Below are 22,027 nucleotides of genomic sequence, written 5' to 3'. Positions count from 1 at the left end.
TAAAGGTCTGGATTCTAAAGGTTTCCTCGTTTATTGGAAATCAGACCTTTTGTATGTGAATATATAATTTGGGATTCCATTTTAATAACCTTTTAACTTAACGATTTGTCCAGTGTGAAAGTCTATTTCTAGCTCGTATTCAATGCCTTGTATAGTTGAAATGACAATTTCGTATACACGTAAACCATTTTCATTGTCGATTCCAGCTTTTAAAACTTTACCTGGTAATCGTTCTTGCGCAATGCATATCGCTTCTTCTAATGAAATTTTACGGTGGGTGTTATAAAAATTGTAATTAAACTTAGGATAATTCCAATAAGTTTCAGTTTTCTTCCCTTTATTATTGGCCAATAATCACTCACCTACCTTAGTTAAGTTAGTTCAACTCATAGTATTCAAAGATAGGTGAATGTGATTTTATATTAGATTTTCTTTACTGTTATTTTCGTTTTCTACTCATAACTAAAATAGAAAGTAGGAAAAAAACAATTGATGTGCAAATTAAATAGGAGACACTAAATAGTTTAGTTGAGATACGCCCATTAATTTCATAAAACATACCCATTTGTAACTGAAAGTCTTTTTTGACTTCAATTGGTGTATTTGAAAAGGCTTCAGTAAGAGAAGTTTCCATTAGAATCTGTCTAAATAGAGCGACGGAATGTGATGTAGGAAATATCTTCACAATAGATTGGATGTATTCAGGCAACCCCCCAATTGGAATATAGATACCAGCTAAAAAGCCAATAAAAGTACCTACAATCATACTTGCCGCAGCAAATGCGTTCGAAGTACGAAAAAATGACACTAAAAACAAGACCATAGATCCGCTTGCTAGGACAGAAAGAATAATCACGCAACCTAACTGAATCGTTTTACCAAATGACAGGACTGGACCGCCGGAGATAAGTAGATAGATATCTACTACGACAAATGTAAATGTGCACATAAGGACACCAATAAATAACGCACTCGCTATATAGCCTCCGACTAGGCTAGACTTTTTTATAGGGGAAGAATTAAAATCCAAGTCTATTTTATTAGCTCGATCTTCGACCAAATTTCCTAATGCCCCTAATGTAGTTGTCATAGCTGTAACTGATAAAATGCCTGCGATAAACCAAGATAATAGTAAAGGTTTTTTAGAAGGGAATTCAGGAAGATTTTTGGACGTCATATCACCCAAAAATAGTAGATATAAAGCAACTAAAATTATGACTGAAAGAAGTGAGAAAAATACAGCAGTTTTGTCTCGGAAATAAAGTAATATATTCCGTTTACTAAATGCTAACATCTTTACTCAACCCCTTATTATTAATCTTTATAAAGACATCGTCTAAACTTGATTTACGCACTTCAAAAGATTTAATTAAACTACTGAATTTCGTTAAAATTGGAATCGCATCATTTGTTTGTTTGAGTTGGATTTGAAAGAGTGCTCTTTCTTCGTTAAAATTAATTCCTTCCGCTTTTAAAGCTTGACGTAGTTCGCAATTCTGATTCGTCTCAAGTGTTAGTTGGTGTGATGAGTAATCGTTTTTTAACTGTTCCGGTGTGCCTTTTGCGATAATACTTCCTTCTTTCATTACAACAACATAATCAGAATTAGCTGCTTCTTCAATATAATGTGTTGTAAGAAAAATAGTCATCTGAGTAACGCGCTGAAGATGTAAAATCATTTCCCAAATGTTTTTTCGGCTTTGTGGATCGAGGCCCGTTGTTGGTTCATCTAATATTAATATGTTTGGTTGATGAATTAGGGCACGCGCAATATCTGCTCGACGCTTTTGTCCGCCTGATAGTTTTCCATAACGACGATTTAAAAAATCAGTACAAGCTGTCGTTTCTGCAACATTTTGGATATTAAATACAAGTTCCTTCTTTGACATACCATAAAAGGAGCCTCGTATCATTAAATTTTCTTTAACTGTGAGTAAAGGATCTAATACACTTTCTTGGAAAACAATGCCGATTTCATTGCGAATGGCATGATCTTCTTTTCCTATCGTATAACCGTTTACTTTAACTTCCCCGTGATTTTGTTTCAATAAGGTTAAAATTACTGCTATTGTTGTTGATTTTCCAGCACCATTCGTTCCTAAAAATGAAAAAAGGGATCCTTTATCTACATAAAAACTGATATCATTAATAGCTTTTACTTGGCCAAAATACTTTGATAAACGCTTTACTTCAATTATTTTTTTCATTTGATGTCTCCCTTTGTTTATTAGTAATAGCTAAGTTAATTTCCTGGGCACTGAACAAATTTGCACCGAATCCAATAATCATCACAATGCCATACGTTAATAAACCAATTAGCATAACAAGTGGAGCGTAATAGAAATTAAATGGAAACAAATCAAATAAAAAGTTTGCTAGTAATAATACGCCGATAACAATTCCTATTTCGGTAACCCTTAAAGTGGCCGTGTGATAAATGGGTAAAAAACTTAAAAGATAACATAAACAACTAATGCTAAATGAAATGAAAAGCATCGTAAGAGCAATCTTCTCAACGAAAGGTGGGAAAATAGAAAATGAACTAAATAGGAGATAAAAAATAGTGCTTGCAGTAAAAGATATGCAACTAAAGATGATTGGTAGTATCAATTTGTTCATAATTTATCGCCTCATTTCAGGAATTTTTCTTTAAAAGATTTAGCATAGTGACGATTGACAATAACTTTTTCTTTATTATTTAACAGTGCCTCGAACTTGCCGTTAAACAAAGCTCTAACATGTTCAACATAAGTGGTATTAACAATCAAATTTTTACTAATACGAACGAAATGTGTATACATAAGTAAGCTTTCAAGTTCGTACAACTTCAAATCACTCTCATAAATCTCATTTGCAGTGTAAAGAAATGTTTGGTTATCGACAGATTCTGCATAATAAAGTTCCTCGCTGAAAAGTTTGTAAGTAGTGCGGTCTTTATAACCCGTCAAAGAAATACAATCTTGTTCAATTAACTTGATAATACGAGCAAGTCTACTATCAATTTGAGGGCATTTAATTGTTATTTCAACATCATCGTAATCTTTAGATTCATCAATAGATAAACGGATTATCACCACAACCTTTTATTAAATTTATTATATTTGAATCGTACCAGTTAGATTAAATACGGACAATGATTCTTTGGTATGTTGCACACAATGAATGGTGAGTTGCATTTATAAGTGTCAAGATAGTGTATCAAGGTCACCACGATTATATCGATAAGTTATGGTTGTTTCCTTAGGTAGTAAATCGGAAAACATTTGTTATTTCCTATTATTTTCAAATCAAAACGCTTAGTCATATAAAAAGTCATCTAAATCAAGTATGATGGAGTTATGCATTATAGAATGGAAGTGAAACCATGAGTCAATTGATCGTTGAAAATCTGACGACTACCGTTGGAGCAAAAACATTGTTTAACAATATAGCATTCACAATCGTGAGTGGAGATAAAGTGGGACTTATCGGCATTAATGGGACAGGGAAGACTACGCTCTTGTCGATAATCGCTGGTGTTGAGGAAGCAGATTCAATTAAAATGGATCACCCCAATAATTATAGGATTGCTTATTTACCACAGGAGCCAATCGTTGATCCCGATCTAACGGTTATGGAAACAGTGTTTATGAGTGATGCGCCAATTATTAAAATAAATTTGGATTATGAAAATGCATTAATTGCACTTACGGCTAATCCGGAGTCAACTGAAAATCAAGATAATTATGCAACAATGCAAAATCGAATGGATGATAATGCAGCTTGGGACTTGAATTCACAAGCAAGAACAATTTTGACGAAGCTAGGTATTGAAACATTTGATAAATTGATGAGTGATTTGTCTGGTGGCCAACAAAAACGCGTCGCACTTGCGAAAGTGTTAATTGAACCAGCTGATTTGTTGTTATTGGATGAACCGACAAACCATTTGGACGTCGAATCAATCACTTTTTTACAAGATTATTTAGAAAATGAACAAGGTGCGGTTATATTCGTCACACATGATCGTTATTTTTTAGATGGTATTTCTACTCAAATCTATGAGTTGTCAAATCAAACACTTTATTCACATAAGGGTAATTATGGTGATTATATTGAAGCTAAAGCGATGCGTTTAGAAATGGATGCTGCGACTGATGATAAAACAAGAAATCGCTATCGTTCAGAATTAAAATGGATTAAACGTGGGGCAAAAGCCAGATCGACTAAACAAAAAGCACGTATTGGTCGTTTTGAAGAGCTTGCAGAAAAAGTACAAAAAGACAATACAAATACTGAGATGGAAGTAGGTATGAAATCTACACGTCTTGGAAAAAAAGTAATTGAAGCAATTGGGGTATCCAAGTCATTCGATGGTAGGAAAATTATCGACAACTTTTCTTGCCTGCTTCAGTCAGGAGATCGTATTGCTGTTGTTGGGCCAAATGGAGCTGGTAAAACAACCTTGTTAAATTTATTTACTGAAGCAAGCACACCGGATTCAGGAGTTATTGAGAGAGGCTCCACTGTTAAGATTGCACATTTTCAGCAGCATCTTCCGACAATTGATGACAATAAACGACTCATCGAGTATATCCGTGAAACGTCAAATGATATTGAAGACGCAGATGGTGTAAGAATATCAGCATCGCAAATGCTTGAACGATTTTTATTTCCAACAAAAGCCCACGGTACGCTTATAGGGAAATTATCTGGTGGTGAAAGAAAACGTCTTTATTTATTGAAATTGCTTATGGAGCAACCGAACGTATTATTACTAGATGAGCCAACGAATGATTTAGACTTAGAAACGTTAGCAGTATTAGAATCGTTTATAGATACATTTTCAGGTGTTGTTATTACAATTTCGCACGATAGATTCTTTCTCGATAGAACATCTTCAAAGTTATGGGTTCTAGATGGTTCTGGTAAAGTGGATATATGGCTTGGTATTTACACAGATTTCCTGAAAATTAGTGTCCCTCAAGAAGTTAGTAAACCTGTACAAGCTGTTGAAGTGCCTAAAGCCAAGCAGGCTGTTGAAAAAAAGAAATTATCATATACTGAAAGAAAAGAATTAGAAACAATTGCAACTGATATTCAGAAATTAGAGCTAGAAATAGAAAATACAGAGGCAGAAATGGCGTCAGTTGTCTCGGATTACGATAAGCTTAAGGAACTAACGGATTTTCTAGATCAATTAAATGAAAAATATGAGCAATCATTTGAAAGATGGTCATATTTACAGGAAATCGTATAAAAAGAAATTAATATAACTTAGGGGGAAAATTAAATGAAAATAATATCAATTGAACCAACACCGAATCCGAATTCTATGAGAATCATCCTGGACACTGAGCTCCCATCTGGAACAGGTCATAACTATACAAAAAAGAGTATTGAAACTGCAGCTGAACCAATTTTATCTTTATTAAATGTAGAAGGCGTCGAGGGTATATATCACGTTATGAATTTCATGGCGGTAGAAAGAAATAGCAATGTGGAATGGGAAAGTATTCTTAAACAATTCGAATCAATTATTCCGAAAAAATAGGGGGTATAACGATTGAACATAGTAACGGTTGAACCAACTCCAAGTCCTAACTCGATGAAAATTGTACTAGACACAGAGTTACCAGCTGGTACGAGATATAATTATAAAAAAACAGATGCAGCGGAAGCACCTCATCCGCTATCTGCTTTATTAAATATCCATGGCATACGTGGTATTTACCATGTTATGAATTTCATGGCGGTTGAGCGAGTAGGGAATGTTGCATGGGAAGAAATCCTTGCCTCAGTCCAGGAGGTCTTCAATGACCGTTCGGATGATATAAGTACTGTAGTCGCTGAAGCAGTAGACGATAGCTACGGAGAGGTATACGTCCATGTTCAAACATACAAAGACATTCCACTTCAAGTTAAAGTTTTCGATAGCTCATCTGAGGAACGCTTCGGCTTGGGGAAAAGATTTGTTACAGCAATGGGAGAAGTACAAGGCGGAGAAGTTGAAAACTATATTTTACTACGTAAATGGGCGGATTATGGTATTCGTTATGGAGATAAAGCGGAAATTGGGGAAATTGTCATTTCAGAAATTGATGCAGCTTATCCTGAGGAAAGATTGCAGGAGATTATCCGGGTGTCTAAAGAAGGACATGCAGATTCAATAAGTCGTGGCAGGAAAGTTACACTGGCAGAGTTTTCTGCTGAAGAATGGGAAACTCGCTTTCATTTGCTGGATCAAATGACGGACCCTGAAATGTCCGACACGCCGTTATTAGAACGGGCTCTTGAAGATGAAAAAATGTCGATTAGAAGACTAGCGACTGTTTATATCGGTATGATTGAAGATGAAGCTATCATTCCTTTAGTCGTAAAGGCATTGAAAGATCGTAGTTGGGCTGTCAGAAGAACTGCGGGAGACTGTATGAGTGATTTAGGGTTTTCGGGCTTTGAACTGGCAGCTATAGAACTGTTAAAAGATCGTAATAAATTAGTTAGATGGAGAGCTGCAATGTTTCTTTATGAAACTGGAACTGAAAAAGCACTTCCGGCATTAAAAGAAGCTGAAAATGATTCTGAATTTGAAGTGAAACTACAAATTCGAATGGCGATTTCCAGAATTGCTGAAGGCGAAGATGCAAAAGGTTCTGTTTGGAAACAAATGAGTGAAACCAGAAGTTCAACCTTGAAAAATAATAGATAAGTATAGAAAACCGAGCCGGTATTTACCTGGTTCGGTTTTTTGTGTAATTATATTAAAGTTTCGTAAATTAATTATATTTAAAAAATTCAGAAAACAATACCAAATATTACTAATATATGATAAGGTTATATTCGAGGTGTAGATGTGTCCGTTTAGTGAACGTTTTACTCAGAAATGTAAATTAAAGTAAAACTAGTGATTAATTCTACCAAGATTATTATATTTTTAACATGAAAATAATCAATTCTTGTTTTGTCAAATTTAACTCATTAATTCACTGGATTCGCATGCAGGATTCTACACAATTTAGACATATATAAGTAATTAATAAAAAAACTTTTTTTGTATTTATGGATTTGAAAATATGTCATGAGTCCTATTCTCTTGCCTGTTAAGAGAACTTCAATTTTTTCTCTGTTCTTAATTTATCTGGAAATCGATTTGATGTTTAAAATTACCTATGTTACGTTTTGGGAGTCAAGTAATCTATTTTATTTGAACAGAACTAGGGGGGATATTTTGAAAAAACTATCGATGATGTTTATGTTGCTAGGATTATTATTTTTAATTGCAGCTTGTGGTGGTGAAGATAAAAGTTCACCAAAAGGCGACAAAGAAGCAGTTTCTGGCGATGCTACAACTGAAACAGGTCTATTGGAAAAGTTACAAGAAGAAGGAACAATTAAAGTAGGTTTCGCAAATGAGAAACCCTATGCATATGAAGAAGATGGTGAACTAAAAGGTGCTGCCGTTGAAATTGCAAAACAAGTTTTGAATAATCTTGGTATTGAAAATGTAGAAGGGCAACTTGCTGATTTCGGAAACTTAATTCCAGGTTTGGGTGCAGGTAAATTTGATGTTATTACAGCAGGAATGGCTATTACACCAGACCGTTGTGACAACGTAGCGTTTGGTGAGCCTGAGATTAAATATGGTGAAGGGTTAATTGTTGAGACTGGTAACCCTGAGAAACTTCTTAGCTACAAAGATGTTGCGGATAATCCGGACATAAAAATTGCGGTTATGAGTGGTGCTACTGAAATTGACTTCCTTCTTCGTGAAGGTGTAGCAGATAGTCAAATCATGCGTGTGCCTGATATTCCTGCTTCTTTTTCAGCGGTTGAATCTGGAAGAGCGCATGCTACAACTGGAACTGAAATGACAATCAAAATGGCATTAGAATCAGCAAATTCCAACAAACTTGAATTTGTTAATGACTTTGTACAGCCTGAGATCGAAGGAAACCCGAGTTACGGTGCAGCAGCTTTCCGTATTGAAGATGCAGCGTTTAGAGAAGCGTATAACGCTGAGTTAGCTAAACTAAAAGAAGAAGGAAAGATTGCTGGTTTAATAGAGATATCTGGATTCAGTGAAGAAATGAACGTGGTCGACGTTGATTTAACAACTGCTAGTATTTGTAGTGGCGAAAATTACTAATTAAAGATCGAGGGTCCCGCCTTCAATAGGTTTGACCCTTATCTTTTTTTAGAAAAACGGAGTTGTTGTTATGAATTCTACTATTGAAATTTCACAAGAACTATTTAGAGGAATTAAAGTAACACTCATTGTGCTTGTTTTCTCTATTCTTTTTTCAACATTAATCTCTTTAGTGGCAGGTCTTTCAAGGACGTCTAGTAATGGATTGCTTCGTAAGTTTACAGGGGTTTATGTAGAATTATTTCGCGGGACTTCATTAATAATCCAATTATTTTGGTTTTCATATGCATTACCTGGCCTATTTAATATTCATTTGGGAAGTGACATATGGGCGGGCGTATTGGCCATATCTCTAAATTACGGTGCGTATATGTCCGAAATCGTCCGCGGTTCAATTTTAGCGGTTTCAGAAGGGCAGACAGAGGCTTCTATAGCACTCAATATGTCCAAGTTCCAACGCATGCGTCTTGTTATTTTGCCGCAAGCAATTCGAATGATGCTTCCAGAGTACGGGAACTATCTAATCCAAATTTTAAAAGGAACTTCTCTCGTTTCGTTAATTGGGTTAACAGATATTCTTTATTACGGAAATATTTATCGGAGTACGCATATTTCTGAAGCACCATTTGTCTACTTGTTAGTACTGCTCTTTTACTTTGTATTAGCTTTACCGTTAATATTCTTTACACGTAAAATGGAGAAATCGTCTAAGAAAGGGGTTGCAGTCTAATGACATGGAGTTGGATAACTTTCTTTGAAGTAATTCCAATCATTTTTAAAGGTTTATGGATTACGCTCGGTCTGACAATTGCTTGCTACCTCTTTGCTGTTATATTCGGTTTCTTTTGGGTGTTCATGGCTAAGTTTCCCAATAAAGTAGTAAGATGGATTTTCCGTTGGATTGCTGAGTTTATTAGATCCACTCCTCCGCTTGTACAACTGTTTTTTATCTATTTTGCTTGGCCAGTTGTACCCGTAGTAGGTGTGTCACTAAATCCTTTTCAAGCGGCAATTTTTGGCCTTGGTATTCATTTCAGTACTTACTTATCAGAGGTGTACCGATCCGGTATAGAATCTGTTGATAAAGGGCAGTGGGAAGCTTCAATTGCTTTGAACTTAAGTACGAGTCAAAAATGGTTTAAAATTATTTTGCCACAAGCTATACCACCGACAATTCCAATGCTCGGTAATTACTTAATTATAATGTTTAAAGAGGTTCCGTTAGCTTCTACCATAGGAGTTGTTGCTATGCTTCATTTAGCTAAAGATTACGGTGCCCAATATTACAGATTTGTGGAGCCCTTAACAGTTGTCGCGATATTCTTTTTACTTTTAAGTTATCCTTCTGCTTTACTTGTTAATAAATTAGAAGCTAAGTTTAATAGACGCTTAGACAAAAAAACAGTAACTGGAACGTGAGGAGATTAAATTATGATTGAGCCTATTGCGAAATATCGTGATGTGCATAAAGCTTTCGGAGATGTAAAAGTTTTAAAAGGTATTGATTTGGATATATTACCCGCAGAAAAAGTTGCATTAATCGGACCAAGTGGTTCTGGGAAAACGACAATAATTCGCTTGTTAATGACGCTTGAACAACCCACATCAGGGAAGATTGAAGTAAATGGTCATAATTTATGGCATATGAAAAAAAATGATCAATTAGTTCCTGCAAATGAAAAGCATTTAAGCAAGGTACGAGGTGATATCGGGATGGTATTTCAACATTTTAATCTATTTCCACATATGACAGTATTAGAAAATTGTATGACCGCACCAATAAATGTTAAAAAAGAAAGTAAGGCAGATGCCAAAAAATACTCCCTTGAAATGTTAAAAAAAGTTGGCTTGAGTGATAAAGTAGATTTATACCCTAATCAATTATCAGGAGGTCAAAAGCAACGTGTAGCAATGGCCAGGGCATTAGTAATGAAGCCTAAGATTATGTTATTTGATGAAGTAACATCTGCACTTGATCCAGAACTAGTAGGAGAAGTGTTAGAAGTAATAAGGGATCTTGCAAATGAAGGCGAAATGGCGATGATTCTTGTCACGCATGAAATGGATTTCGCATTAGATATTGCAGATAGAGTTTTATTTCTAAATGAAGGTGTTATTGAAGCAGATGGAACACCATCTGAAATAATAGCGAATCCGGAGAGTCAGAGATTAAAAGACTTTTTAAGTCGTTTCAACTCGGGTAAATAAAAGTGTAAGCATAATGAAATCGTTAGTAGTGGAATTTATTCCACTACTAACGATTTTCATATTTTAGTGTTTCATAATCGTTTTCTTTCATTATACGTAGTATATTTATATAGAAGGAAGTGATAGAAAATGAAGTTTTTCAAATTTCTTTTTGCAACAATAATAATTATAGGACTTCTTATATACGGAGTTTACTATTTTGGTACGAATATGGCATCTGAACAAGTTATGGATGCGGTTAATGCTGAAATTGGTAATAGTGATCAGAAAGAGGAGTTAAAACGGGCAGTTAGCTTGGATCCTGATATCAAGAAGTTTATTGAGGAAGGGGCAAACATAGATGAACGAGATCTCCCTTTTACTACAAAAGAACAAGCAATTAGAGCGTTAGTACCGAAATTTGGATTAAACGAAATACAAAACATCCAAGCTAAAGCAAAAAAAGGAATGTCCGCTGAGGAACAACAAGCATTGTTATTAACAATAGAAGAGAAGCTTACGCCTGAAGAAATAGCTGCTTTAAAACTTATAATATACAAAGAACTGAATAAGTAAAAAAGAGCCTGTAATGGCTCTTTTTTGTTTAAAAAAAATAAAAGAGTGAATAATAACATGACAGACATCAAGAGAAAAGAGGGTTTGTTATGGGTGGGAAATCAGTTAGTGTTAAAAAGAAGCTAGCTAATAAAGATCATGCAAATAATATCACATACTATTTTACTGCGATTTTCACAATAATAGGCACCTTTGCAGTGCTATATATATTGAATCTGAAAGTCGAGAAAATGAATTTTTTTATTATATTACTTTCAATTACCGCAGGAGGCTTACCAATAGGATTTGTAGGTGCTTTTATTGATTATAAAAAATCAGAATTCAAACTAAAGCGTAGCAAGTCAATTCCGGTTATTGATAATAACAAAAATACTGAAAGATAAATGGTTTTTTGATGTAAAAAGATTTATCAATTTTGAGGAAGTTTGACTGTTTTTCGAGTGTCTATGAATGAAAATATTTGTTAAACAATGTAGAGTATATTATGAGAAGCTTTATTAATTAGATAGAAAAGAATAAAAGGGGGATATTAATATGAATGCTTATGAAGAACATATGTTAAACATGACAAGTCAAATGCGCCAAGATCTAGTAGGGTCTGGTTTCACAGAATTAACAACTGGGGAAGTAGTCCAAGAAACGATGGATGGCCTTACAGGTACAGCACTTTTTGTTATAAATTCAGTATGCGGTTGTGCAGCTGGGCAAGCGCGTCCTGCAGTTAAAGCTGCAGTCTTAGAAACAGAACATACGCCTGATCACTTATTCACTGTATTTGCTGGACAAGATAAGGAAGCGACTGCAATGTTGCGTGATTATTTCCCAGAAGTGCCTCCTAGTTCACCATCAATTGCTGTATGGAAAGATGGTTCACTTGCTTATTTCATTGCTAGAGAACAAATTGAAAACTCACAAATGGAGCAAATTAAGGATCATTTAGTAGGAGTACTTAACCAAGTCGCTACAAAGTGAAGACAATTATAACAACTAGCGGCAGACCTGATGAAGTAATAATAAAACGTACTGAGGAAGCAGCTAAAGCTCTTGGTTACAATGTTGTTGAACGGAAAAAAAGGTCTATTAAAATGCTGCAAGATTTATATGACGCTTCAATACTAGTCACTGGTGCAAGTCGGTATGAATTATACTATAAAGGGATGAATGAACCTTTTTTCTTTCATCCCAATTCAGCCGCATTTCGATTAAAACGAATTGTTAAAGGTGAGTTAGATCCTTTGATGGAAACTGCTCAGTTACAAATAGGACAATCTTTTCTAGATTGCACACTTGGTCTAGCTTCTGATAGTATTATCGCTTCGTTTGTCACTGGAAAAACAGGTGAAGTATGTGGCATTGAAGTCAATCCTAATATTGCCTTTATTGTAGCTAACGGGTTGAAAACATTCCCTTCGCAATCACAGGATTTAATTGAAGCAATGCAGCGTATAAAAGTTGTTCAGATGGATGCTATAGCATTTTTAAATAACGAACCGAATGACAGTTGGGATGTTGTCTACATGGATCCTATGTTCAATTCACCAATCACAGAGTCAACCAACTTCACGCCTCTTCGGCAAGTTGGCCATCATGATATATTGACTTCGGAGTGGGTTAACGAGGCTATACGAGTATGTAGACGTCGCGTTGTCGTAAAGGCGAGATTTGATTCGCCAATTTTTGATAAGTTTAATTTTGAAAGAGTAGTCAGACCAAACACTAAATTCCATTTTGGTTTTATTTCAAAATAAAGAAGCTGTTTGCTCTATAGTAGCAACTTAAACAGCTTCTTCGAAATTAGTGCATTCTAACTTGTCCTTTTTTCTTGAATTAATTAGTGTAACATAGTGAGGTCAAGTATATAAGAATTGCAAGCATTCCAATACCGGCTAGTAATTCGACATTCATTGGTAAAAAACCTCCTTTGAAAAATGTGCACATACCTATATTAATATTGTACAATGAATTAGAGAAAGAAGAAACCTTTTCAGAACTTTTTCGTATATGTATCAATAATTGTTGGAAAATTAAACAAAATTGAAGGTGAAAAATGATGAGGAAATGGTTCCAAAAATCGCTTATTGTTATGGTAGCACTTTTAACATTTGGCGTTATTACACCAGGTCATGAAATATGGAACGGATTACAAGACAAAAGTGATACAAAGCACCAAGAAGGGTTAACAGATAAAGAAAATTATCATGTTGGATTTGTTGAGCCTGAAATTGTTGAACAGCTGGAGACAGTTGAAGAGATTTTAATTACTTCTGCAAAAGAATTATCTTACGAAAAGTTCGGTTCTCGGATTGGGCCGGTTATTGTAGACGAATTTGACGATGTTATTTTCCCGAAAATTGAAGAAGCAATCCGGATTACATTAAATAATACGGGCGATCTACATAAGAGGCGACTTGCAATTAGTGAAAAGCCTGCTGGGGATTACTCAGAAAAAATATTTCACGTCTATGACAAAGATGCGAAAAGTGATTTAATTCGTTTCCATGTCAGAACTGATAAAAGACCACAGGAAGGATTCTTTTTTAACTTCCATTATCATGTTTCGGAGGATGACTTTACAACCCATCGTTCAATTGGTGATATTTATTGGTCTAAAAACACACCGCCTAAATGGTTGTCATAACCATTTAAGTGGTGTTTTTTAAGTGTATTTGTTATACATAGTTGTTATACTTAAATGTAAGATTAGGGAGGATTATCTAATGAAGCAATATTTAGATTTGTGTGAATATGTACTTAATAATGGAACGAAAAAAGAAGACCGAACGGGTACGGGTACGTTTAGTGTATTTGGTTATCAAATGAGGTTTGATCTAACAAAGGGTTTTCCGTTGATGACGACTAAAAATACTTCTTTTCGTCTTATAACATCTGAACTTTTATGGTTTTTAAAAGGTGATACAAATATTAGAACACTAATTCAAGCGCAAAATCCTATTTGGGATGAGTGGGCTTTTGAACAATGGGTGAATAGCGCGGAGTATTCTGGGCCAGATATGAAAGACTTCGGTCTTCGAGCGGTTAAAGATGAAAAGTTTGCCGTGTTATATAGAAAAGAAATGAGCGATTTTAAACAAAGAGTTCTTGATGATATTAATTTCGCAAATAAATATGCGGATTTAGGCCCAGTATATGGTAAGCAATGGCGTTCTTGGTCGAGTGGAGAAGATTCTGTCGATCAAATTTCGAATTTAATAGAAGGTATTAAAAGAAACCCGGATTCCCGTCGTCATATTGTAACTGCGTGGAATCCATCAGAAGTAGAGGATATGGCATTACCGCCGTGCCATACATTGTTTCAATTTTATGTTTCTGAAGGTAAGCTATCGTGCCAGTTATACCAACGTAGTGCAGATATCTTCCTTGGTGTACCTTTTAATATTGCTTCTTACGCATTGCTTGTTCATTTAATTGCGCACGAATGCGATTTAAAGGTTGGCGAATTTATTCATACACTCGGAGATGCGCATATTTATTCGAATCATATTAATCAGGTAAATACACAGCTGGCTCGGGAACCAAAAAGTCTTCCTACGTTAAAACTAAACATTGAGGGGAAATCTATATTCGAGTTGGAATCGTCTGATATTCAAATTGAAAATTATAATCCACACCCGAAAATAAAGGCGCCAATAGCTGTTTAAGAAAGGATGATGAATTTGATTTCATTAATAGTAGCGCATGATCCGAATCGCGTAATCGGTTTAAACAATGACTTACCATGGCATATACCAGAGGATCTTGGTTATTTTAAAAAGATGACAATGGGGAAAGCGATGGTAATGGGTCGTAAAACATATGACTCAATTGGGAGACCCTTACCGGGAAGACAATCAATCGTAATTACCCGAAATGATGAATATGCTAGAGAAGGCGTAATTGTCGTACACGGATTGGATGAAGCACTTGAAAAAGCAAAGACATTTGCTGATGAAGTTATGATTATTGGCGGTGCTGAAATCTTCAGTCATGCATTGGATATAGCAGACCGTTTATACGTAACTTACATTCATACAGAATTCGATGGAGATACATTTTTTCCGACTTATGATGAAGAATGGAAAGTTATATCTTCATCCGAAAAGCTTATTTCGAAAAACGGTACGCCGTTTACATATTTAATCTATGAGCGCAAGTAAAAGCGCTAAACATTATTTGGAATATCAATCTGATGTCAACTCATAAAGAATAAGAACAGAACTAATTTTTCTTATAAACTAGTTGTAACTAGTAGACCGCTTTTTTAATTAAAATATAAGGGGTGACTATTTTGAAGAAAATTCATATAGTGACGGATTCAACAGCTGACTTAAAAAAAGAAGATGTTGAAAAGTATGGCATTCACGTCGTACCGTTAACAATCCAAATAGATGACCAGTCATTTATAGACGGTGTAAACATTTTGCCTGAGGAATTTCTAACAATGATGGCAAATGCAAAGGAATTACCAAAAAGCTCACAACCGGCAGCGGGTGTATTTAAAGACTTATATGATGAACTTGGCAAAGATGGAAGTGAAATTATATCGATACATATGACAGGTGGAATGAGCGGTACTGTAAAGTCAGCGCAAACCGCTGCAGAAATGTCCGATTCCTCTGTAACTGTTGTTGATTCGATGTACATTTCACATGCTTTGACATTTCAGGTTTTGGAAGCTGTGGAAATGGCCTCAGAGGGTAAATCAGTTGAAGAGATTATAGATCGATTAAACATAGTGCGAGAACAAACGACACTTTTCGTAGTTGTGGATAAACTAGACAATCTTGTGAAAGGTGGTCGAATAGGAAAAGGTAGAGGTTTAATAGGATCACTATTAAAGATAAAGCCAATCGCTACTTTACAAGACGGTGTTTACACTCCTGTCGCACAAGTTCGTAGTCATCGACAAGTTGTTGCTCATCTATTTAAAGTATTTACAGAGGAAACCGCGGGGAAAATAATTCGTGGTGTAGGCGTATCGCATGCAAACGGCCTAGCAATGGCCGAGCCGCTTATAAAAATGATAAAGGATACTGGTATTAAAGATGTCAGTCTAACATTTACAACGCCTATTATTAGCACGCATACAGGTGAAGGCGCAATTGGCTTTATGTATTATTCTGAATGATAAAGAAATGATTCTAAATTAAAGAAAAGGGGAATCATAGTCATGAGAAGAATTATGATAATGGGTATCATCTTCTCATTTTTATTATCTGGTTGTACATCACAGTTTGTTAGTGCTTCAAAATCTATTTCAGATAGAAATTTTTTAGCTTTTGATGAATGGTCAATTCCTGGTACTTTTATTCCAAAAGATCTTTATGTTGTCGGTCTTGGGGATTCATTGACACAAGGAGTTGGTGATGAGCTCAAAAGGGATGGGTATTTTGGGAGACTGACTACTAACGAGATGACCAAATGGAAAGGTGTTAAGGATATCCATACAGAGAATTTGGCGAAAAGGGGGAGGAAAAGTGACCAACTTATTCGCCAGTTGGAAGACCCGGAGATTCAAAATACTTTGAAAAAAGCAGATATTATCTTATTCACAATCGGTGGAAATGACTTGATGAAAATAATTAAAAGAGATTTATTTAAATTGAAAAAATCCCACTTTGACGATGAACGAATTAAATTCGATTCACGTTTGGATGAACTATTTGGCATGATTAGAGCTTTGAACTCAGATGCAATTATTGTGGCCGCCGGACTATATAATCCTTTTACGATTGTTACTGATGAATCCACTGGGTTTGAAGATATTATAGAAGATTGGAATCATGCAATAGAAGCCCAGACTGAATGGGATAATCGATCATGCTTTATCCCGGTAACAGATCTGTTCGATTCCAATACTAATATGGTCTATCACACCGATTTTTTCCATCCAAATGCAAAAGGCTATGAGGAAATGACTACTCGAATGATTGAAGAGATTAACAAATGTGGTTTATTTAGATTGTCGAATGGACAATTAGACATGGAGGGGGCTGGTTGAGTGAATTTTTGGAAAGCAAGTTTTTTTCTGCTCGCAGGCCTCATTGTAGCTGCTATAGTTTATATAATTATCCTAATTGGGTCTTCCGCCGATTCTGAACCAATTCCGCTCACCGAGGGAAATGGACAAGCTGGTAATTATTTGACTGTCAAAGCTACAAAAAAAGATTTTGAAGGAATAGCTAATACGTATATTAGAAAAGCGATGAATAAAGAACCGCTACCTGTAACAATGGTCGTTGGTGATGATATTATATTATCGTCAGAACTAACTGTATTTTCTTATACACTGCCTGTCATTATGCATTTTGATCCGATTGTTAGGGAAGATGGAAACCTTATATTAAAGCAATCGTCAGTTGAAGTAGGGCAATTGAATATTCCGCCATCTACGGTTTTAAAACTCTTAAAAGACTCGGTTAAACTTCCACCTTGGATGGTTGTTCGACCTAAGGAAGAGGAGTTATTTATCGACCTAAGTGCTTTGCCAATTGGGAAGGATTTGCACGTGAAAGCAAAAGAGTTTAATTTAGATAAAGACGAAATTATTTTAGAAATAATGATTTTAAATAAATAAGGAGGTAAAATAATGCCGAATTCTATTGCGACATTTGCTGGAGGGTGCTTTTGGTGTATGGTAAAACCGTTTGACCGTTACGACGGCGTTCAATCAGTCATTTCTGGATATACTGGCGGTGATGTAGAAAATCCAACTTATGAACTCGTATGTACGAATACAACAGGACATAAAGAGGCTGTACAAATTACCTTTGATGAAACAGTAATTAGTTATGAAACATTACTTGCTATTTTTTGGCGCCAAATAAACCCGACTGATATAGGTGGCCAATTTTTTGATCGCGGTGAATCGTATGAAACGGCTATATATTATCATACTGAAGAACAGCGATTACTTGCAGAAAAGTCTAAAGAAGAACTTGATGCATCTGGTAAATTTGATCAGCCAATTGCGACTAAAATTATCCAAGCAAAAGCATTTTACGCGGCTGAAACTGGACATCAAGATTATTATAAGAAAAACCCGACCCATTATAATCGTTATGCAACTGGTTCTGGACGAGAGCAATTTAAAATTAATAATTGGGGGAATGAACAGTGAAGGAAGAATTAAAAAAGAAACTTACAGACATTCAATATCATGTGACGCAGGAAAATGGCACTGAGCCTCCTTTTAAAAATGAATATAATGATCATACGGAAGACGGAATATATGTTGACCTCATCTCGGGCAAACCCCTATTTAGTTCAAATGATAAATACGATGCAGGTTGTGGCTGGCCAAGCTTTACGAAGCCTATTGAAGATTTAGAAGTGATTGAGCATTTTGATGATACACATGGCATGAGAAGAACTGAAGTACGTTCTAAAACAGCAGATTCACATTTAGGACATGTTTTCCCTGATGGGCCAGGAGAGAATGGACTTAGATATTGTATTAATTCAGCTGCACTGCGTTTCATTTCTGTAGATGAGCTTGAAGCAGAAGGATACAGAGATTACCTCAAATTATTTTAATTACATTTATCTGGAGACGGGGAAAAAGAGATGAATAAATCCTTTTATCAATTCACACTTTCGTTTCGCGGAGGGACAAAGGACGATGATTTTGCAAATTTTGCGGAAAATATGTTTAAAGACATTGGTTTTCCTAAAAGTGAAGTGAATTTTGATTTACTTTCTAGATATATAGAGGAAAAAGCCGATGAAGGCATGCGATCGGTTGTCTTTGATGAGCTTTACAGACTGTATGAGGAACGTGTAAAGTAAACGGCTAAACGAATTAGTTTAGATTGTGAACGGTTTGAAGTTTTAAATTATTAACTGTATGATGAACTTATACAATTTGAAAGTAGGGGAATTAGAATGAGTGTACATATTAATGCAAAAAAAGGCGATATAGCGGAAACTATTTTGCTACCAGGTGATCCATTACGCGCTAAATATATAGCTGAGACGTTTTTAGAAGACGTAACACTTTATAACGACGTTCGTAATATGTTTGGTTATACAGGGACCTATAAAGGAAATCCTATTTCAGTTCAAGGAACTGGTATGGGTGTACCGTCTATTTCGATTTATATAACAGAACTTATGCAAGAATTCGATGTACAGAAATTAATTCGCGTTGGTACATGTGGCGCTATTCAAAAAGATGTAAAATTACGAGACGTAATACTTGCGCAAGGTGCGACAACGAATTCTAATATGAATCAAGTTATTTTTGATAATATTACTTATGCTCCTATTGCGAACTTTGATCTTCTTCTGAAAGCTTATCAAGCAGGAATGAATAAAGGATTAGATTTAAAAGTTGGAAATGTTTTTACAGAAGATTTATTTTACAATGAGTTTTCAGATCATGAAAAGTTAGCAACTTACGGTGTTTTGGCTGTAGAGATGGAAGCTTCTGCGCTATATACACTGGCGGCGAAATTTGGACGCCAAGCGCTAGCTATTCTAACCGTGAGTGATCATATTTTAACAGGTGAGGCGACTTCTTCAGAAGAACGTCAACTTACATTTAACGACATGATTGAAGTAGCTCTAGAAGCAGCTATTCAAAAGTGAGTTTAGAAGGCCGCGTTTATTAGCGGTCTTTTTACATGAATATTGGCAAGTAAATGTGAAAGTGGGGAATGGGATGAACGAAAATGAAAATAGTGGACAAAAACAGGAGCCTGAAACTAATTCTGCACCTGCCCAAAAGCCACCAGCAAATAGATTTATACAATTAAAACCGTTCTCCTTTGTGATGTTAGTGTTTGGACTAGTGCTCTTAACTGCGGGTATAACGTTCTTTATTCTTACGGCAGGCGACGATAAAGTAGTTCAAGTAGTTAAACCGCAACAAAATAGTTCGGACCGAAGTGAATTTAAAAAACTATATGAAGCATATGACGAAATGAATGCTAACTATTTTAAAGATCTTGACAAAGAATCAGTTATAAACGGTGCGATAAACGGCATGGTTGATTCACTAAAGGATCCCTATTCTGATTATCTAAATGAAGAAGAAGCTAAGCAATTAAATGAAAGTATTTCTTCAAGCTTTGAAGGAATCGGTGCTGAAATAAAAGAGCATGATGGATTTATTTCAGTTGTTTCTCCTATAAAAAATTCACCTGCCGAACGAGCTGGAATATTACCTAACGATAAAATTAGTGCGGTTGATGGTAAAAGTATTCAAGGAATGTCCTCATCCGAGGCAGTACTTCTTATTCGTGGTGAAAAAGGAACAGAAGTTGTTTTAACAATATTAAGAGGCGAAAGTTCTGAACCTATGGAAGTTAAAGTGGTAAGAGATGTTATCCCTCTTGAAACTGTTTATCATGAATTAGATAAAGATGGAATTGGACATCTACGTATCACAAGTTTTTCAACAGACACATATAAAGAACTGTTAGTTGCATTGGATGATATGGAGGCAAATGACCTTAAAGGTCTTGTCGTCGATGTTAGACAAAATCCTGGCGGCATTCTAAACACGGCGGCCGATATTTCTGATCTTTTCATTGAAAAAGGTAAGAATTTATTCCAGTATGAGTCAAAAGGGAAAAAACCAGATGAATACCCTGCAACTAATGGACGTAAAGTAAAAGTGCCTGTTACTGTTTTGATTGATGACGGAAGTGCTTCAGCTTCTGAAATACTTGCGGCTGCATTAAGTGAATCAGCTCAAATTCCGCTAGTTGGTATTACAACTTTTGGTAAAGGCACTGTTCAATCACCACAAGATTTACCTGATGGTTCAAACTTGAAGTTAACGACAGCTAAATGGCTCACACCAAATGGTAATTGGATTCATGAGAAAGGGATTAAACCAGATGTAGAGGTTCCTTATCCGTCTTATGCAATGCTACCTTTCTTAGATCCTGCACTAGAAATGAAAGAAGGTTTACTATCACCTCCTGTTAAATCCGCTGAAGAGATGCTAGAAGCTGTCGGATACGATCCAGGGGAAGTGGACGGACTATTTGACGATGCTACAGTTGATGCTGTTAAAGAGTTACAAAAAGACCTTGAACTTGAAGTTTCAGGGATTCTTGTAGGCGATACGACGCTTGGACTTATGACGAAACTACGAGAAAAAATAGAAAAAGATGATCCGCAATTGTTAAAAGCAAAAGAATTGTTAATTGAAAAGCTAGCTAAATAATAAATAAGCGTCCAGCCCTTATGGCTAGGGCGCTTTCATTTTTTGAATTGGAGTGAGTTATGTGATTGATGTTTACTTATTTAGTGGTTTCCTTGGAAGTGGAAAGACTTCACTTTTAGTCCATGTAATTGAAGAAATTAAAGCTGCGGGGAAAAAACCAGCTGTTTTTATGAATGAATTTGGTAAAATGCCTTTTGATTCGAATACAGTAAAAGATGGTGTTCCATTAAAAGAGCTTCTTGATGGTTGTATTTGCTGTTCAGGTGCTGAAAAGACGGAAGCTCAGTTACAAGGTTTGCTTGATGAGAATGATGATATAGATGTGATTTTAATTGAAACAACTGGTGCTGCGCATCCTGTTGAAGCGTTAGATGCGGTTTATTCACCTTTGTTTGCAGATCGTTTAAAGATTAAAGGTATTGTAACGGTTGTAGATAGTTTACTTTGGTTGGATCGTGAAAAACTTTCTCCACGGATGCGGGCATTATTTATGGAGCAAATTAAACATGCACATTTTTTATTGGCAAATAAAACAGATCTGTTAACTGAAGAAGAGATTGCTACGGTAACAATGCAGCTGGCTAATTTTAATGAAACTGCTCCTATTATACAAACTATTGGGGCGAAGGTAGGCTTCTCGTTTATTGAAAAAACACTTAACTCCACTAAAAAGAGTTCAGTTAAAAAAGTAGTTTCAGGTGCAGGATTGCCACTCTCCTCAAAACTAATTTCATTTACCGAAAGTGTAGATAAGGAAAGCTTTGAAGAATGGATAAAATCATTACCAGATACCGTTTATAGAATGAAAGGCTTTGTGCCGGTAATAGGTACAAAAAATCCTTATCTATTTCAATATGCTTACGGCATAGTAAATTGGATGCCAGAGTATGTAAAAATGGAGCCTAGAATAGTAATTATAGGTGAGGGAATTGAAGATATTACATATGAAAAATAGACCGATTTCA

Annotated in this window: 28 protein-coding genes; 23 read left to right on the top strand and 5 right to left on the bottom strand. The window is 35.6% G+C overall.

Features of this window, described 5'->3' with window-relative positions; all coding sequences use genetic code 11:
* Window positions 1-81: 81 nt before the first annotated feature.
* The 5 genes from AC3RV6_RS09875 to AC3RV6_RS09855 all read right to left on the bottom strand — a co-directional run bounded on the left by AC3RV6_RS09875 (window position 82) and on the right by AC3RV6_RS09855 (window position 3,074).
* Window positions 82-351 carry a PepSY domain-containing protein gene (locus AC3RV6_RS09875; RefSeq protein WP_489745871.1) on the bottom strand — a complete coding sequence of 90 codons (270 nt, stop codon included), beginning with the start codon at window positions 349-351 and terminating at the stop codon, window positions 82-84.
* Between the two features lie 88 nt (window positions 352-439).
* On the bottom strand, window positions 440-1,294 hold the full coding sequence (locus tag AC3RV6_RS09870; RefSeq protein WP_489745870.1) for an ABC transporter permease: 855 nt from the start codon (window positions 1,292-1,294) through the stop codon (window positions 440-442).
* The gene (locus AC3RV6_RS09865) at window positions 1,281-2,207 is read right to left on the bottom strand and encodes an ABC transporter ATP-binding protein (RefSeq protein ID WP_489745869.1); all 927 of its coding nucleotides are present in this window, start codon (window positions 2,205-2,207) and stop codon (window positions 1,281-1,283) included. The genes AC3RV6_RS09870 and AC3RV6_RS09865 overlap by 14 nt, the downstream gene beginning before the upstream one ends.
* Window positions 2,191-2,619: a hypothetical protein gene (locus AC3RV6_RS09860; RefSeq protein ID WP_489745868.1), complete on the bottom strand. Its 429-nt coding sequence runs from the start codon at window positions 2,617-2,619 to the stop codon at window positions 2,191-2,193. Before AC3RV6_RS09860 ends, AC3RV6_RS09865 begins: the two co-directional genes overlap by 17 nt.
* 11 nt (window positions 2,620-2,630) lie before the next feature.
* Window positions 2,631-3,074: a LytTR family DNA-binding domain-containing protein gene (locus AC3RV6_RS09855; protein WP_489745867.1), complete on the bottom strand. Its 444-nt coding sequence runs from the start codon at window positions 3,072-3,074 to the stop codon at window positions 2,631-2,633.
* Between the two features lie 290 nt (window positions 3,075-3,364).
* Here AC3RV6_RS09855 and AC3RV6_RS09850 point away from each other — a divergent pair, with 290 nt between their 5' ends.
* The 23 genes from AC3RV6_RS09850 to AC3RV6_RS09740 all read left to right on the top strand — a co-directional run bounded on the left by AC3RV6_RS09850 (window position 3,365) and on the right by AC3RV6_RS09740 (window position 22,017).
* Window positions 3,365-5,239, top strand: a complete 1,875-nt coding sequence (locus AC3RV6_RS09850) for an ABC-F family ATP-binding cassette domain-containing protein (RefSeq protein ID WP_489745866.1) — start codon at window positions 3,365-3,367, stop codon at window positions 5,237-5,239.
* 33 nt (window positions 5,240-5,272) lie between these two features.
* On the top strand, window positions 5,273-5,533 hold the full coding sequence (locus tag AC3RV6_RS09845; RefSeq protein WP_489745865.1) for a NifU N-terminal domain-containing protein: 261 nt from the start codon (window positions 5,273-5,275) through the stop codon (window positions 5,531-5,533).
* Between the two features lie 12 nt (window positions 5,534-5,545).
* Entirely contained in the window at window positions 5,546-6,688 is a 1,143-nt protein-coding gene (locus AC3RV6_RS09840) for a conserved virulence factor C family protein (protein WP_489745864.1), read from the top strand.
* A gap of 519 nt (window positions 6,689-7,207) precedes the next feature.
* Window positions 7,208-8,125, top strand: coding sequence for an ectoine/hydroxyectoine ABC transporter substrate-binding protein EhuB (gene ehuB / locus AC3RV6_RS09835; RefSeq protein ID WP_489745863.1), 918 nt, complete (start codon window positions 7,208-7,210; stop codon window positions 8,123-8,125).
* 70 nt (window positions 8,126-8,195) lie between these two features.
* On the top strand, window positions 8,196-8,855 hold the full coding sequence (locus tag AC3RV6_RS09830) for an amino acid ABC transporter permease (RefSeq protein WP_489745862.1): 660 nt from the start codon (window positions 8,196-8,198) through the stop codon (window positions 8,853-8,855).
* The gene (gene ehuD / locus AC3RV6_RS09825) at window positions 8,855-9,544 is read left to right on the top strand and encodes an ectoine/hydroxyectoine ABC transporter permease subunit EhuD (RefSeq protein WP_489745861.1); all 690 of its coding nucleotides are present in this window, start codon (window positions 8,855-8,857) and stop codon (window positions 9,542-9,544) included. The genes AC3RV6_RS09830 and ehuD overlap by 1 nt, the downstream gene beginning before the upstream one ends.
* Before the next feature lie 12 nt (window positions 9,545-9,556).
* On the top strand, window positions 9,557-10,333 hold the full coding sequence (ehuA, locus tag AC3RV6_RS09820; RefSeq protein WP_489745860.1) for an ectoine/hydroxyectoine ABC transporter ATP-binding protein EhuA: 777 nt from the start codon (window positions 9,557-9,559) through the stop codon (window positions 10,331-10,333).
* Between the two features lie 129 nt (window positions 10,334-10,462).
* Window positions 10,463-10,888: a hypothetical protein gene (locus AC3RV6_RS09815; RefSeq protein ID WP_489745859.1), complete on the top strand. Its 426-nt coding sequence runs from the start codon at window positions 10,463-10,465 to the stop codon at window positions 10,886-10,888.
* A gap of 89 nt (window positions 10,889-10,977) precedes the next feature.
* Window positions 10,978-11,271 (top strand): hypothetical protein, encoded by a 294-nt coding sequence (locus AC3RV6_RS09810; RefSeq protein WP_489745858.1) that lies wholly within the window; start codon window positions 10,978-10,980, stop codon window positions 11,269-11,271.
* A 151-nt stretch (window positions 11,272-11,422) separates the two neighbouring features.
* The gene (locus AC3RV6_RS09805) at window positions 11,423-11,860 is read left to right on the top strand and encodes a BrxA/BrxB family bacilliredoxin (protein WP_489745857.1); all 438 of its coding nucleotides are present in this window, start codon (window positions 11,423-11,425) and stop codon (window positions 11,858-11,860) included.
* Window positions 11,857-12,636 carry a class I SAM-dependent methyltransferase gene (locus AC3RV6_RS09800; RefSeq protein WP_489745856.1) on the top strand — a complete coding sequence of 260 codons (780 nt, stop codon included), beginning with the start codon at window positions 11,857-11,859 and terminating at the stop codon, window positions 12,634-12,636. Before AC3RV6_RS09805 ends, AC3RV6_RS09800 begins: the two co-directional genes overlap by 4 nt.
* Window positions 12,637-12,938: 302 nt before the next feature.
* Window positions 12,939-13,526 (top strand): YpjP family protein, encoded by a 588-nt coding sequence (locus tag AC3RV6_RS09795; protein ID WP_489749230.1) that lies wholly within the window; start codon window positions 12,939-12,941, stop codon window positions 13,524-13,526.
* A gap of 79 nt (window positions 13,527-13,605) precedes the next feature.
* Window positions 13,606-14,547: a thymidylate synthase gene (locus AC3RV6_RS09790; protein WP_489745855.1), complete on the top strand. Its 942-nt coding sequence runs from the start codon at window positions 13,606-13,608 to the stop codon at window positions 14,545-14,547.
* Between the two features lie 15 nt (window positions 14,548-14,562).
* Window positions 14,563-15,042, top strand: coding sequence for a dihydrofolate reductase (locus AC3RV6_RS09785; protein ID WP_489745854.1), 480 nt, complete (start codon window positions 14,563-14,565; stop codon window positions 15,040-15,042).
* A 131-nt stretch (window positions 15,043-15,173) separates the two neighbouring features.
* Entirely contained in the window at window positions 15,174-16,013 is an 840-nt protein-coding gene (locus AC3RV6_RS09780) for a DegV family protein (protein ID WP_489745853.1), read from the top strand.
* 42 nt (window positions 16,014-16,055) lie between these two features.
* Complete coding sequence (locus AC3RV6_RS09775) at window positions 16,056-16,886, top strand: GDSL-type esterase/lipase family protein (protein WP_489745852.1); 831 nt, start codon at window positions 16,056-16,058, stop codon at window positions 16,884-16,886.
* Window positions 16,887-17,462 (top strand): YpmS family protein, encoded by a 576-nt coding sequence (locus AC3RV6_RS09770; RefSeq protein ID WP_489745851.1) that lies wholly within the window; start codon window positions 16,887-16,889, stop codon window positions 17,460-17,462.
* A 12-nt stretch (window positions 17,463-17,474) separates the two neighbouring features.
* Window positions 17,475-18,005, top strand: coding sequence for a peptide-methionine (S)-S-oxide reductase MsrA (gene msrA, locus AC3RV6_RS09765; protein WP_489745850.1), 531 nt, complete (start codon window positions 17,475-17,477; stop codon window positions 18,003-18,005).
* Window positions 18,002-18,421 carry a peptide-methionine (R)-S-oxide reductase MsrB gene (gene msrB / locus AC3RV6_RS09760; RefSeq protein WP_489745849.1) on the top strand — a complete coding sequence of 140 codons (420 nt, stop codon included), beginning with the start codon at window positions 18,002-18,004 and terminating at the stop codon, window positions 18,419-18,421. The genes msrA and msrB overlap by 4 nt, the downstream gene beginning before the upstream one ends.
* Before the next feature lie 30 nt (window positions 18,422-18,451).
* The gene (locus AC3RV6_RS09755; protein ID WP_489745848.1) at window positions 18,452-18,673 is read left to right on the top strand and encodes a YozE family protein; all 222 of its coding nucleotides are present in this window, start codon (window positions 18,452-18,454) and stop codon (window positions 18,671-18,673) included.
* Window positions 18,674-18,769: 96 nt separating this feature from the next.
* A complete protein-coding gene (gene deoD / locus AC3RV6_RS09750; protein ID WP_489745847.1) occupies window positions 18,770-19,474 on the top strand; it encodes a purine-nucleoside phosphorylase in 705 nt (234 codons plus the stop codon).
* Between the two features lie 73 nt (window positions 19,475-19,547).
* The gene (locus AC3RV6_RS09745) at window positions 19,548-21,062 is read left to right on the top strand and encodes a lmo1851 family serine protease (protein WP_489745846.1); all 1,515 of its coding nucleotides are present in this window, start codon (window positions 19,548-19,550) and stop codon (window positions 21,060-21,062) included.
* 61 nt (window positions 21,063-21,123) lie between these two features.
* The gene (locus AC3RV6_RS09740; protein ID WP_489745845.1) at window positions 21,124-22,017 is read left to right on the top strand and encodes a CobW family GTP-binding protein; all 894 of its coding nucleotides are present in this window, start codon (window positions 21,124-21,126) and stop codon (window positions 22,015-22,017) included.
* Window positions 22,018-22,027: the final 10 nt, after the last annotated feature.

The organism is Sporosarcina sp. So3-204 (assembly GCF_058068165.1).
This window is presented reverse-complemented; position numbering and strand designations above follow the sequence as displayed.